This is a genomic window from Corynebacterium sp. HMSC035E02 (assembly GCF_001836065.1).
In the GTDB taxonomy this organism is placed as follows: domain Bacteria; phylum Actinomycetota; class Actinomycetes; order Mycobacteriales; family Mycobacteriaceae; genus Corynebacterium; species Corynebacterium hiratae.
The window spans coordinates 61,310-75,022 of sequence record NZ_KV827373.1; the positions used below are offsets into that span (position 1 = coordinate 61,310).

Annotated in this window: 7 protein-coding genes; all 7 read left to right on the plus strand. The window is 64.9% G+C overall.

Annotation, left to right across the window (positions count from 1 at the left end; translation table 11 throughout):
• Positions 1–2: 2 nt before the first annotated feature.
• The 7 genes from HMPREF2635_RS10955 (at position 3) to HMPREF2635_RS10985 (ending at position 13,310) form a co-directional block, all read left to right on the plus strand.
• Complete coding sequence (locus tag HMPREF2635_RS10955) at positions 3–1,034, plus strand: alpha/beta hydrolase (RefSeq protein ID WP_210401615.1); 1,032 nt, start codon at positions 3–5, stop codon at positions 1,032–1,034.
• A 295-nt stretch (positions 1,035–1,329) separates the two neighbouring features.
• A complete protein-coding gene (locus tag HMPREF2635_RS10960; RefSeq protein ID WP_369816124.1) occupies positions 1,330–3,243 on the plus strand; it encodes an alpha/beta hydrolase-fold protein in 1,914 nt (637 codons plus the stop codon).
• 8 nt (positions 3,244–3,251) lie between these two features.
• Positions 3,252–3,770, plus strand: a complete 519-nt coding sequence (locus tag HMPREF2635_RS10965; protein ID WP_070821752.1) for a hypothetical protein — start codon at positions 3,252–3,254, stop codon at positions 3,768–3,770.
• A 66-nt stretch (positions 3,771–3,836) separates the two neighbouring features.
• Positions 3,837–4,769, plus strand: coding sequence for a cutinase family protein (locus HMPREF2635_RS10970; RefSeq protein ID WP_049156975.1), 933 nt, complete (start codon positions 3,837–3,839; stop codon positions 4,767–4,769).
• A gap of 125 nt (positions 4,770–4,894) precedes the next feature.
• Positions 4,895–6,754, plus strand: a complete 1,860-nt coding sequence (locus HMPREF2635_RS10975; protein WP_070821753.1) for a FadD32-like long-chain-fatty-acid--AMP ligase — start codon at positions 4,895–4,897, stop codon at positions 6,752–6,754.
• Positions 6,755–6,966: 212 nt separating this feature from the next.
• Entirely contained in the window at positions 6,967–11,766 is a 4,800-nt protein-coding gene (locus HMPREF2635_RS10980; protein WP_070821754.1) for a type I polyketide synthase, read from the plus strand.
• Complete coding sequence (locus HMPREF2635_RS10985; protein ID WP_035117045.1) at positions 11,739–13,310, plus strand: acyl-CoA carboxylase subunit beta; 1,572 nt, start codon at positions 11,739–11,741, stop codon at positions 13,308–13,310. The genes HMPREF2635_RS10980 and HMPREF2635_RS10985 overlap by 28 nt, the downstream gene beginning before the upstream one ends.
• Positions 13,311–13,713 lie beyond the last annotated feature (403 nt).

Below are 13,713 nucleotides of genomic sequence, written 5' to 3' on the forward strand. Positions count from 1 at the left end.
ACATGAGTTCACTAAGCTCTGGCCTGCGGACTCGGGTCCTCTCAGTGGTGGCCGCTATCGCCGTGGCCTTGGGCCTGGTCGTGACCGCCGGCACCCAGGAAGCATCCGCGGCTCACCGTGACTGGCTGCGCGCGGACGCCACCGGCACCTGCGAGTGGGATCGCGTTGGCTTCTGGGTGCAGCGCTGCGATGTGTGGTCCCAGGCGATGGGCCGAAACATCCCGGTGCAGATCCAGCCAGCCAAGAACGGCGGCAACGCGGGCCTCTACCTGCTCGATGGTCTGCGCGCGACCGATTCCACCAACGCGTGGATCCATGACGTCAACGCCGCGCGCACCTACGTGGATCACAACATCACCCTGGTGATGCCGGTGGGCGGCGCTGGCTCCTTCTACGCGGACTGGAATGGTCCGGCTACGTACGATCTGGTCAAGCCGGTCAACTACCAGTGGGAGACCTTCCTGACCCAGGAGCTACCGGCCTACCTGGAGGGCAACTTCGGTGTGGCCCGCAACAATAACTCGGTGGCCGGCCTGTCCATGGGTGCTACGGCGGCGATCACCCTCGCGGGCAAGCACCCGGAGCAGTTCCGCCAGGCGCTGTCCTACTCCGGTTACCTCACCACGACGTTGCCGGGAGCCCAGACCTTTATGCGCCTGGCGCTTCTCGACGCCGGCGGCTTCAACATCAATGCCATGTACGGTTCCATCATCAACCCGAAGCGCTTCAGCAATGATCCCTTCAACCTGATCCCGGATCTGGCTGCAAACGGAACGGATGTTTACGTGTCCGCCGCTTCCGGTGTTCCGGGGCCGCTGGATCAACAACGCTACCTGCCGCAGCACATCGCGTCCGGCATGGCGTTGGAAGCCTTCGCCAACGGCACCACCCGCCTGTGGGAGCTCAAGGCTCGGGCGATGGGTGTTCGCCTGCAGACGGATTACCCGGCCCAGGGCCTGCACAACTGGGAGCAGTTCGGTTACCAGCTGGAACGCTCCAAGCCGCAGGTGCTCAACGTTATGAACGCCTGGTAACTAGCTAGCCGCCGTGCCCTTGGGTGTGGCGGCTTTTTCATCCCACCGCTGGGCGTGTCCCCCTACCGAAAGTCTCAAGTTAAACTTAAACTTGAGAACACACTAGACCGCTCACCACGCGTGCGGCGGCGAGTTCCGCAGGAGGGGAACCTGCGGAACTCGCTCGCGGCATCGCGTGCCCTTATCTCGATATACCCCTTAAAAGGACTCTTCAATGCCGAACACTGCGTCATCTCAGCCTCGCCGGTCCGCTAAGGATTCCGGCCTGCGTTCCCCGTCCGCAGCCCGCAAGGGCCTGACCATCGCTGCGCTGCCCACCGCCGTGGCAGTGGGCTTTGCGTTGCTGCCTATCGCAAACGCGCAGTCCTCAAGCTCCTCGAGCGAGGGCATTACCGACCTGCTGGGAAGCTCTAACTTCTCCGATTCTTTCGCCCCGTCCAACCCGCCGCAGCGTACTCCGGTGGAGACGGAGTACCCGAAGATTGAGGGCCTGCCGGAGGGCGTGTCCGTCTCCCGCGTGGAATACCTGACCAACCGCCACCTCAAGGTCTACATCAAGTCCGCTGCGATGCCGGACAAGGAGCAGGTCGTGCAGATTCAGCTCGCGCGCGATTGGTACTCCAGCCCGGACAAGACCTTCCCGGAGGTCTGGGCACTCGACGGCCTGCGCGCGCGTGACGATGAGTCCGGTTGGACCATCGAGACCAACATCCTGTCCCAGTACGCCGACCGCAACGTCAACCTCATCATGCCGGTGGGCGGCGAGTCCTCTTTCTACTCCGACTGGCAGAAGGAAGACAACGGCACCCACTACATGTGGGAGACCTTCCTGATGAAGGAGCTCATCCCGATCCTGGAGAAGGGCTACCGCTCCAACGGCAAGCGCGCCGTGACCGGTATCTCCATGGGTGGTACCGCCGCCATGAACCTGGCCGAGCGCAACCCCTGGGCCTTCAAGTATGTTGGCTCTTTCTCGGGTTACCTCGACACCACCACCACCGGTATGCCGGAGGCCATTACCGCCGCGCAGGCCGATGCCGGCGGATTCACCTCCACCAACATGTGGGGCGATCTCTACTCCCAGGACTGGATCGACCACGATCCGAAGCTGGGTATTGAAAACCTCAAGGACATGAAAGTCTATGTCTCCGCCGGCAACGGTAAGGACGACTACGGCCAACTAGGCTCCGTGGCGAAGGGCCAGGCCAACATGGCCGGCGTGGGCCTGGAAGCAATCTCGCGCATGTCCACCCAGACCTTTGTCGACTACGCCAAGCGCGCCGGCGTCGAGCCGGTCGTCAAGTTCCGCCCGACCGGTGTCCACAGCTGGGAGTACTGGCAGTTCGAGATGACCGAGGCATGGCCCTACATCGCCGATTCTCTCGGCTTGGACAAGAGCGACCGTGGTGCGGACTGCACCCCGGTTGGGGCCATCGCTGAGGCCACCAAGTCCGGCATCATCGGCTCCTGCGTGAACAACGAGTATGACGTCGCCGAGCGCGGCAAGGCCCAGGACTTCCAGGCCGGTACCGCCTACTGGTCCCCGGAGACCGGTGCGCACGCCGTTATCGGCCGCATCGGCGCACGCTACTCCGAGCTCGGTGGCCCGACCTCCTGGTTGGGCTTCCCGAAGACCGGTGAGGAGAAGACCCCCGACGGTCGCGGACGCTACGTCCACTTCGAGCATGGCTCCATCTACTGGACCCCGGAGACCGGCGCCTGGCCTATCTCGAAGGACTTCTTCGACGCCTGGGGCAAGAACGGCTTCGAGGGCGGCGACCTCAAGTACCCGGTAGCCGAGCCGAACAAGGTCGGCGACGGCGAGGTCCAGGAGTTCGAGGACGGCGTACTGACCCGCAACCCGGACGGTTCCTTCCACATCGTGCACGGTGCTATCGGCGCGAAGTACAAGGAGCTGAAGGCTGCTGACTCCGAGCTGGGCTTCCCGGTGGGTGAGGAGAAGGCCGTCAACGGCGGCTTCTTCCAGGAGTTCGAGCACGGCAACATCTACTGGTCCATGGACTCCGGCGCGCACTACATCCTCAAGGGCGAGATCTTTGATGAGTGGGGCAAGCACGGCTACGAGCAGGGCGAGTTCGGCTGGCCCACCGAGGATTATGCGACGATCCCGGCCGGCGGGCTGACCCAGACCTTCCAGCACGGTGTTATCCGCAAGGTCATGGGCCAGATCCAGGCGGATAAGAAGTAGGGACGGCCATGCGATTTTTCTCCGCCCGTCCCGCTGCGACAGCCGGCGCGGCCGTCTTGCTGGCCGCCGGCGCGCTGTTGACCGGCTGCGGTTCCGCCACCGTCGAGGAAGGTGAGGCCACCGAAACGTCGGTGGCGCCGCTGGAGCGCTCCTCGGGGGCGAGCGGTGAATCGTCGTCAAGCTCAGCGTCAGCCAGCTCAGCGTCGGCGTCGCCCTCCGAACAGAGTGAGCGAGCGCAAGGCGACGAGCCGGAGGACCGCGGCGCGCGCGAGATCTCCGAAATTCCCGCGCCCGCGCCTGAACAGGGCCCGGACCAGGACTTCCTGGCCGCAGTGGCTGAGAAGGGCGTGAACATCGACGGTGTGGAAGACCAGCTGGTGGGTGCCGCGCAGGCCTCCTGCCAGGGCGATACCGTCACTGTGCCCGCGGTGGCCGGGCAGCTCATCGAGCAGGGCCGCAGCGAGCTCAGCCACGAAGAACTCGTCCAGCTCATCACCGAGCAGGGCCGCGCGCTCTGCGCTCAGTAATGTGGCAGGGATTTTCCAGTCAATCCCGCACCTTCCCAAGGTAGAAATTTCTTCATGCGTAAAACCATGCGTAACACACTGACCGTCCTTGCCGTGGTCGTCCTCCTCGCCCTGATTGGCGGGGGAGCGGTTCACTTCCTCAACACCCGCGAGGAAGGGGAACAAGGAAACCTTGCGGAGCCTGCCCCTTCCCAGGAGGAGGACAACACGGCCCCCGAGCAGCCGGACTGGTGCCCGCGCGTGGAATTCATCTCCGCGCCGGGAACGTGGGAATCCGCCGCGGACGATGATCCGATCAACCCGGGCGCGAACCCGAACTCCTTCATGCTCTCGATCACGAATCCCCTGAAGGAGGCCTACGTCCCCGAGGACGTTAAGGTGTGGACGCTGCCGTACACCGCGCAGTTTAAGAACATCAACGCGCAGCACGAGATGAGCTACGACGATTCCCGCAACGAAGGCACCTCGCGCCTCGAGGGCGAGCTGACCTACATGCACGAGACCTGCCCGGACACGAAGTTCATCCTGAGCGGATTTTCGCAGGGAGCGGTCATCGCGGGTGATGTGGCGGACCGCATCGGCGGCGGCAATGGACCCATCCCCGCGGAGAGCGTGGCGGGTGTGGCCCTCATTGCGGACGGCCGGCGCCAGGACGGCGTGGGCATTAACCCGGGTGCGCACGTCGGCGGCGTGGGCGCGGAGATTGCCCTGCAGCCGGTGTCGACCTTGATTCAGGGCATCGTCCCGGGCGCCACCATGCGCGGTGCGCGCGCCAATGGCTTTGGGGAGTTGGCGGACCGCACTTTCCAAATCTGTGCGCCGAATGACTCTATTTGTGATGCGCCCCTGGACGTGAGCAACGGGCTCGAACGAGCGCGTGACCTCATCGACGCCAACGGCGTTCATGCACTGTATGCCTACAATCCGGACGTTATCGAAGGGGTCACCACCAACCAGTGGGTCACGCAGTGGGCTAAGGACACCATCGACGCGCAGTAGCGCTTGACGACGTCCCGCCCGCGCGCCATGTAACGTTCGGCACACTCCTTCTGATATTTTCAATGTCAAAAGTACGTGAAGCAGGGGTGCGCGCCCCTCTCTACCCTACGAAGGAGCTTTCCCACATGGACCTGAAAGCCTTGATCGGCCAGTTCTTCGACGACAAGGGCAACATCGCCCTGCCGCCTCACCTCACGTTGGCGGGGCTCGCCGAACACGTCTATGCCGCGGAGCAGCAGGCGGGTATCCCGGATCGCCCGGTCATGCGCCAGTGGGTCTATACCGATAACCCGGAAGGCACCCCGCGTGATATCACCCGCTCCCAGGTCAATACCCGCATCAAGGCGGTAGCAGCACGCCTGCAGCAGGTGGGCAAGATGGGGGATCGCGTGGCCATCCTGGCGGGCAACTCCCCCGAGTACATCTTCGGCTTCCTGGGCGCGATGTACGCCGGTATGACCCCGATCCCGCTCTATGATCCGAACGAGCCCGGCCACACCGATCACCTGCGGGCGGTCTTCGGCGATGCCAACCCGTCGATCGTGCTGACCAACAACACGTCCGCTGCCGCCAACCGCGCGTACTTCTCGGACCGCCCAGCAGCCGAGCGCCCGCGCATCATCTCCATCGACTCCCTGCCGGATTCGCTGGCACAGAGCTGGGTCAACCCGCTGGAGACGGAGGAAGGCAAGGCCGCGCTTGCCGCGCTACAGACCGCGCCGCTGGATCAGCCGGCCTTCCTGCAGTACACCTCCGGTTCCACCCGCACCCCGGCCGGCGTGCTGCTGACCAACCGCAACATCATGACCAACGTGCTGCAGATCTTCACCGCGGTACAGATTAAGCTGCCGGCCCGCGTGGTTTCCTGGCTGCCGATGCACCACGACATGGGCATCATCCTGGCGGTTTTCGTGACCATCCTGGGCGTCAACCTGGAGATCATGACTCCGCGTGACTTCGTCCAGCAACCTAAGCGCTGGATTGACCAGCTCAAGCGTCAGCCCATCGATGAGCAGCTGCAGGGAACCTACGCCGTGGTTCCCAACTTCGCCCTCGAGCTCGCCGCGCGCTACGGTGCTCCGGCGGCGGGGGAGACGCTGGACTTCAGCAACGTCGATGGCATCGTGATCGGCTCGGAGCCGGTCACGGAATCTGCGGTGAACTCCTTCTGGGAGACCTTCGGCAAGGAGGAGTATGGCCTGCGCCGTGAGACCCTGCGCCCGTCCTACGGCATGGCGGAGGCCTCGCTGATTGTGACCACCCCGCAGACTCTGGAGCGCCCGATCATTTCCCACTTCGACCGCGAGCGCTTGGCTCAGGGTGAGGCGGTCATCGTGGAGAAGTCCGCGGACTCCGTGGCCTACGCCTCCTGTGGTCAGAGCGTCGTGGCTCAGCACCTGACTATCGTGGATCCGGAGACCAAGGTCGAGTTGCCGGATGGCCGCGTGGGCGAGATCTGGCTGCATGGAGAGAACCGTGCCGCCGGCTACTTGGACCGCGCGGAAGAAACTGCCTCTACCTTCCACAACACGCTCGGCGAGCGTTTGGCGGAGGGCACCCGCGTGCCGAACGCGCCGGAGGACAACAACTGGCTGGCCACCGGTGACCTGGCGGCCATCGTGGATAACCAGGTGTACATCACCGGTCGTCTCAAGGACCTCATCGTGGTGGCTGGCCGCAACCACTACCCGCAGGACATCGAAGGCACCGTGCAGGAGGCCTCGGACCACGTGCGTGCGGATTCCATCGCGGCCTTCTCCGTGGAGGGCGGCAGCACCGAGGAGCTCGTGCTGCTCATCGAGCGCGCCGACAACGCCAACCCGGCCGATGACGCCGCCGCTTCCGAAGCCATCCGCTCCGCAGTCTCCGCGCACCACGGGGTGACCCCGGCCGTCATCCAGTGGTTCAACGCTAACGAGATTAAGCGCACCTCCTCGGGCAAGATTGCCCGCCGCGTGGCGAAGAAGAGCTACCTCGCCTCTTAAAGGCTCTGCACCCTCCAACCCCCGTTCCCGCGCTAGCCGTGGGGGCGGGGGTTGCCGCTGCCTGTGGGTATGTCGGTTATGAAACCCAAGTTAACAAAGTGAGATAATCGTCCGATAACCCCTATAGACGCATCGATGTGCGCGCTTTTGTGCTGCGCAAAATCGACCGCACATTTAGTTAGTTTTAGTCCGCGTAAGAAAGCTAGAGATTTATGACTGTTGAAGAGCTTCGTGGCTGGCTGCGCACCTGGGTTGCGCAGACCACCGGCCTGTCGGCAGAGGAAATCACGGACACCAAACCGCTGGAGAATTTCGGGCTGTCCTCGCGCGACGCAGTCGTCCTCTCCGGCGAATTAGAAAACCTTCTCGGGATAAAGCTTGAGCCCACCGTGGCCTACGAGTACCCCACTATCGCGCAGCTGGCCGAGCGTCTCGTCAACGGCGCCGCTGGCGCCCCGGTAGACAGCGCGCCGGGAGCGGGGGCACCACGCTCGACCGCCATCGCGGGCGGGGACATCGCCGTCATCGGCTACGCCGGCCGCTTCCCAGGCGCCAAGAATGTCAACGAGTTCTGGAACATGCTCGTCGAAGGCCGCGCGGGCACCGGCCCGCTGCCCGTCGGCCGCTGGTCGGAGTATTCCTCCGACCCGATTACCAGCGAGAAGATGGAGCAGCAAAACACTGACGGCGGCTATATCGAGGACATCGCCTCCTTCGACGCCGAGTTCTTCGGCCTCTCCCCGCTGGAGGCGGCCAACATGGACCCGCAGCAGCGCATTCTCCTAGAGGTGGCGTGGGAGGCTCTCGAGGATGCCGGGGTGCCCGCCAACCAGCTGCGCGGCACCGCCACCGGTGTCTACATGGGCTCCACCAACAATGACTACGGCATGCTGATTACCGCCGATCCGGCGGAGATGCACCCTTATGCCATGACGGGTACGTCCTCAGCGATCGTGGCTAACCGCCTCTCCTACGCCTTCGACCTGCGCGGCCCTTCCCTCAACGTGGACACCGCCTGCTCGGCCTCCCTCGTAGCGGTCAACCAGGCGGTCAAGGACCTGCGCGTGGGCGCAGCTGATACGGCTCTTGCCGGCGGCGTGAACATCCTGGCCTCGCCGCACGCCTCCATTGGCTTTAGTGAGCTGGGGGTCACCTCGCCCACCAGCGCCATCCACGCCTTCTCCGACGACGCCGACGGCATCGTCCGCGCGGACGCCGCCGGTGTGCTCGTGCTCAAGCGCCTCGAGGACGCCGAGCGCGACGGCGATACCATCCACGCCGTCATCAAGGGCTCCGCAGTCAACTCCGACGGCCATTCCAACGGCCTGACCGCCCCCAACCCAGACGCGCAGGTTGACGTCCTCGAGCGCGCCTACGCCGACGCCGGCATCCGCCCGCAGGACGTCGACTACGTCGAGGCCCACGGCACCGGCACCATCCTCGGTGACCCCATCGAGGCCACCGCGCTCGGCCGCGTGCTGGGCCCGGGCCGCCAACCTTATAACCCGACCCTGCTGGGCTCCGCCAAGACCAACATCGGCCACTCCGAGTCCGCGGCCGGCGTCGTGGGCCTTATCAAGGTCATCGAAGGCATGCGCCACGGCGTTATCCCGCCAAACATCAACTACGTGGGCCCCAACCGCTATATCGACTTCGACGCCGAGCACCTCGAAGTAGTCGAAGACCCGCGCGAGTGGCCGGAGTACTCCGGCCAGAAGATCGCCGGCGTCTCCGGCTTCGGCTTCGGCGGCACTAACGCCCACGTCGTCCTTACCGATTACCGCGGGCTTACCCGCCAGGACGCCCCGCAGGTCGCCATCGGCGAAGGCCACCCGGTGGCCCTGCCCGTTTCTGGCCTGCTGCCCTCGCGCCGCGCCGCAGCTGCAGCCGACTTGGCGGACTACATCGAAGCCGAGAACCCGAACCTGCTCTCCCTGGCCCGCACCCTCGCGCGCCGTAACCATGGGCGTTCGCGTGCGGTAGTAACGGCGTCGTCAAGCGAAGAAGCAGTCAAGCGCCTGCGTCAGGTGTCCGAGGGGACCGTCTCCGTCGGCATCGCCGCGGCGGATTCCCCGACGGTGCACGGCCCGGTGTTCATGTACTCCGGTTTCGGCTCCCAGCACCGCAAGATGGCCAAGGACATGATTGCCCTTTCGCCGCAGTTCCTCGCGCGCTTGGAGGAGCTCGACGCCATCGTGCAGCGCGAATCCGGCTGGTCCATCCTGGAGTTGGTGCGTGATGACGAGCAGACCTATAACACCGAAACTGCGCAGGTGGCCATCACCGCCATCCAGATCGCGCTGACGGACCTGCTGGCCACCTTCGGCGTGCGCCCAACCGGCGTTATCGGCATGTCCATGGGTGAGATCGGCGCGGCCTACGCCGCGGGCGGCATCACGGCGGCCGACGCCATGCTCATCGCCTGCCACCGCGCGCGCCTCATGGGTGAGGGCGAGGCTTCGCTGCCGGAGGACCAACAGGGTGCCATGGCCGTCGTCGAGCTCTCCGCCGAGGAGATCGACGCCCTGCCTGGTTCCATCGAGCCCGCCGTCTACACCGGTCCCGGCATGACCACCGTGGGCGGTCCGCGCGAGGAGGTCCTCGCGCTGGTGGAGAAACTCGACGGCGAGGGCAAGTTCGCCCGCGCGCTCAACGTGAAGGGAGCCGGCCACACCTCCGCTGTGGATCCGCTGTTGGGTGAACTCTATGCGGAAATCGCCGGCATGGAAGCTGCTCCGCTGCATACGACGCTCTTCTCCTCCGTCGACCGCGGCAAGGTCTACCGTCCGGGTGCGGTGTTGCACGATGAGGATTACTGGATCCGCATGACCCGCAAGCCCGTCTACCTGCAGGACGCGACCGAGGCGGCCTTTGACGCGGGCCATACCCAAATCGTGGAGATTTCTCCGAACCCTATTGCGCTCATGGGCCTGATGTCCACCGCCTTTGCCGCGGGCAAGGCGGATGCGCAGCTGCTGTACAGCCTGAAGCGCAAGGTGGACCCCACCGAGTCGCTGCTGGACCTGTTGGGCAAGCTCTACGTCACGGGTACTCCGGTGGACTACACCAAGGTCTTTGGCTCCGGTGCGCTTGTCGCCGCCCCCCATACCCGTTTCCGCCGCCAGCGTTTCTGGACCAATGCTCGTCCCTCGTCGGGTGTGTCCGGCCTGCCGGGGGCGCGCGTGACGCTGCCGGAGGGCGCGGTGGCGTTCTCCACGAACGCCGACCAGGCGCCGAGCGCGCTGGCCATCCTGGAGGCCGCCGCCGAGGCCGTCACCCCGGGCGCCCACATCGCGGCGAGCGAGGAGCACCTCGACCTGCCCGCGAAGGGCGAGGTCACCACGATTGTTCGCCGCACGCTGGGCGGGCTGTCGTTGGCGGTGCACTACGTGGATGGTGCGACGACCAAGCTCATCGCGGAAGGTTTTGCGTCGACGCTCAACCTTGCCGAACCCGCTGCGGCCCCGGAGCCGAGCCTGCCGCAGGCGGTGACTGCGCCGCAGTTCGCTGACCCCGATGTGGGCGCCGATGCCGTGCGCTGGGACCCGGAGAAGGAGAGCGTGGAGGAGCGCTTGGCGCTCATCGTGTCGGAGTCCATGGGCTACGACGTCTCCGATCTCCCGCGCGAGCTGCCGCTTATTGACCTGGGTCTGGATTCGCTCATGGGCATGCGCATCAAGAACCGCGTGGAGAATGACTTCCAGATTCCGCCGCTGCAGGTGCAGGCGCTTCGCGACGCCTCCCTCGCCGACGTCATCACCATGGTCGAAGAGGCCGTATCCGAGCAGCCCGGTGCTGCCGCGCAAGCGCCGGCCGACGGGGCCGCTGATGCGCCCACCGCGGACGACAACTCCGCTGAAGACTCTTCCGCTGCGAGCGCGAAGGAAGCTGCGGGACAGGGAGCGGCCGAGGAGGCTAGCACGGGCGTAGGCGTCGCACCGCGCGATGCCTCCGAACGCATGGTCTTCGGCACCTGGGCCACCTTCACCGGTAAGGCCGCGGCCGGCGTGACGTCCGCGCTGCCGCAGGTCAGCGATGAGGTGGCTGAGAAGATTGCCGAGCGTCTCACCGAGCGCGCCGGTATCGAGGTCACCGCGCAGCAGGTCCAGGAGGCCGAGGCCCTGGAGGTCCTGGCGGACCTCGTCCGCGAGGGCCTGGAGACTGAGGTCGAGGGCAACATCCGTGTGCTGCGCGAGGCCGACGGCCCCGCCGTCTTCATGTTCCACCCGGCCGGCGGCACCACCGTGGTCTACCAGCCGCTGACTCGCCGCCTGCCTGCCGACGTCGCCGTCTACGGCGTGGAGCGTCTCGAGGGCAGCCTGGAGGATCGCGCCGCCGCCTACATCGAGGACATCCTGCACTACGCGCGCGGCCGCAAGGTCGTGCTCGGCGGCTGGTCCTTCGGTGGCGCGCTGGCCTACGAGGTGGCCTACCAACTCCAGGATCGCGCCGCCCGCGGCGAGGACACTGCTGAGGTTGCCTTCATCGCGCTGCTGGATACCACCCAGCCGGCGCATCCGGCCCCGAAGACGCTGGAGGAGACCAAGGCCCGCTGGGGCCGCTACGCTGCCTTTGCCAAGAAGACCTACGGCCTGGACTTCGAGCCGCCGTACGAGATGCTAGAGACCGTGGGCGAAGATGCTCTCATGGCCATGCTTGCGGAATTCCTCAGCTCCACCGACGCCTCCGAGCACGGCCTGTCCGCGGGCGTGCTGGAGCACCAGCGCGCCTCCTTCGTGGACAACCAGATTCTGGGCTCGCTGGATATGGGAAGGTGGGCGTCGGTAAGCGTGCCTGTCATCCTGTTCCGCTCCGAGCGCATGCATGACGGCGCCATCGAGCTCGAACCGGCGTATGCGGAGATTAACCCGGACGGCGGCTGGGGCGTTATCGTGAAGGATCTGGAGATTGTGCAGCTGCCGGGCGACCACCTGGCGGTTCCCGACGAGCCCGCAATCGGTATCGTGGGCAAGCACATGGAGGAATGGATCGAGGAGAAGATTCGGAAGTGACTAGCACCGCTGACAAGCTAGCGGACCTACGCGAGCGCCTCGAGCGCGCCCAGGACCCCGGCAGTGAACGCTCCCGGGCCCGTCGCGATGAGGCCGGCCGCTCGACTCCGCGCCAACGCATCGCCGCGCTTCTCGACGAAGGCTCTTTCGTCGAAACCGGCGCCCTGGGCAAGACCCCCGGTGATCCGGACGCGATTTACTCCGACGGCGTGGTCACCGGCCACGGCCGCATCAACGGCCGCCCGGTGTGCATTTATGCGCACGATAAGACCGTCTACGGCGGTTCCGTGGGCGTGACCTTTGGCAAGAAGGTCACCGACATCATGGATCTGGCCATCAAGATTGGTTGCCCAGTTATCGGTATTCAGGATTCCGGTGGTGCGCGCATTCAGGACGCGGTGACGTCTTTGGCTATGTACTCCGAGATTGCCCGCCGCCAGCTGCCGCTGTCCGGCCGCAGCCCGCAGATTTCCATCATGATGGGCAAGTCCGCCGGTGGCGCGGTGTATGCGCCGGTGACCACGGACTTCATCATCGCCGTCGATGGTGAGGCGGAGATGTACGTGACGGGTCCGAACGTGATCAAGGAAGTCACAGGCGAGGAGATCTCTTCCCATGACCTCGGCTCTGCGCGCCAGCAGGAGCTCAACGGCAACGTGTCTGTTGTGGTGCCCTCGGAGGATGAGGCCTTTGACTTGGTGCGCGATTTGCTGGATCACCTGCCGCTGACCTGCTTCGACGAGTCTCCGGTCTTCGACGCACCTTCTGATGACGAGGTGGCTGAAGACACCGAGCTGGATTCCTTCATGCCGGATGACACGAACGCCGGCTACGACATGATGGACCTGCTCACACAGCTTGGCGACGATGACGATCTCATCGAGATCCAGGAAAACTACGCCCCCAACGTCATTACCGCCTTTGGCCGTATTGATGGCAAGGCCGTGGGCTTTGTGGCCAATAACCCGATGCACTCGGCGGGCTGCATCGATGCGGATGCCGCCGATAAGGGCGCGCGCTTTATCCGTATTTGCGATGCCTACAACATCCCGCTGGTCTTCGTGGTGGATACGCCGGGCTACCTGCCGGGCGTGGACCAGGAGAAGGCCGGTCTGATTCACCGCGGCGCGAAGTTCGCTTTTGCTGTGGTGGAGGCTACCGTGCCGAAGGTCTCGCTGATTGTGCGCAAGGCTTATGGCGGCGCCTATGCCGTGATGGGCTCGAAGAACTTGACCGGTGATATCAACCTGGCGTGGCCGACGGCCCAGATTGCCGTGATGGGCTCGGCCGCCGCCGTGGTCATGATTGCGGGCAAGCAGCTCGAGGCCGCCGAGACCCCGGAGCAGCGCGCCATGACGAAGAAGATGTTCATGGACTTCTACGACGAGACCATGACCGCGCCCTATGTCGCTGCGGAGCGTGGCTACCTCGACGGCATGATTAAGCCTTCTGAGTCGCGCTTGGCCCTGCGCCGCGCGCTGCGCCAGCTTGCCGATAAGCAGGAGAAGGACCTGCCCAAGAAGCACACCATCTCCCCGCTCTAGCGCCGGTTGTGCCCCAAACTGTATGCCGGTTTTCTTGCAGGGGCGTAACGTCAAGGGCATCCTCGCACGATAAACATCAAGTCTAGGTAATCGAATAAAGGAGAACTCTTATGCTGTCTAGCGTTATTGACCTTGGTGGCGACATCATTAACCTCATCATCATGCTGCTCAACCGCGCCGGTGTCTCGGTCTCCGGTTCCTCCCTGAGCTCGAAGTAAGTTCCAGGCGAACAGCACCCCTCCGTACGGCTCCTAAGAGCCCTGCGGAGGGGTGCTTCGTTATTGCGCTAAATGGGCGGCTTCTGGCGAATACAGCGGCATCGGGCTTATGTAGGGATAACACAGGACAGTTCGGAGCTGCCGAGCACTGTTTGCCGGCTCTTCCGGTTTCGGGGTGCGTAGCG

What these genes read in the sequence shown, in the direction of transcription:
- HMPREF2635_RS10970 (WP_049156975.1), top strand. Translation starts at nt 3,837, where the DNA reads ATGCGTAACACACTGACCGTCCTTGCCGTGGTCGTCCTCCTCGCCCTG.
- HMPREF2635_RS10965 (WP_070821752.1), top strand. Translation starts at nt 3,252, where the DNA reads ATGCGATTTTTCTCCGCCCGTCCCGCTGCGACAGCCGGCGCGGCCGTC.
- HMPREF2635_RS10985 (WP_035117045.1), top strand. Translation starts at nt 11,739, where the DNA reads ATGGATCGAGGAGAAGATTCGGAAGTGACTAGCACCGCTGACAAGCTA.
- HMPREF2635_RS10955 (WP_210401615.1), top strand. Translation starts at nt 3, where the DNA reads ATGAGTTCACTAAGCTCTGGCCTGCGGACTCGGGTCCTCTCAGTGGTG.
- HMPREF2635_RS10980 (WP_070821754.1), top strand. Translation starts at nt 6,967, where the DNA reads ATGACTGTTGAAGAGCTTCGTGGCTGGCTGCGCACCTGGGTTGCGCAG.
- HMPREF2635_RS10975 (WP_070821753.1), top strand. Translation starts at nt 4,895, where the DNA reads ATGGACCTGAAAGCCTTGATCGGCCAGTTCTTCGACGACAAGGGCAAC.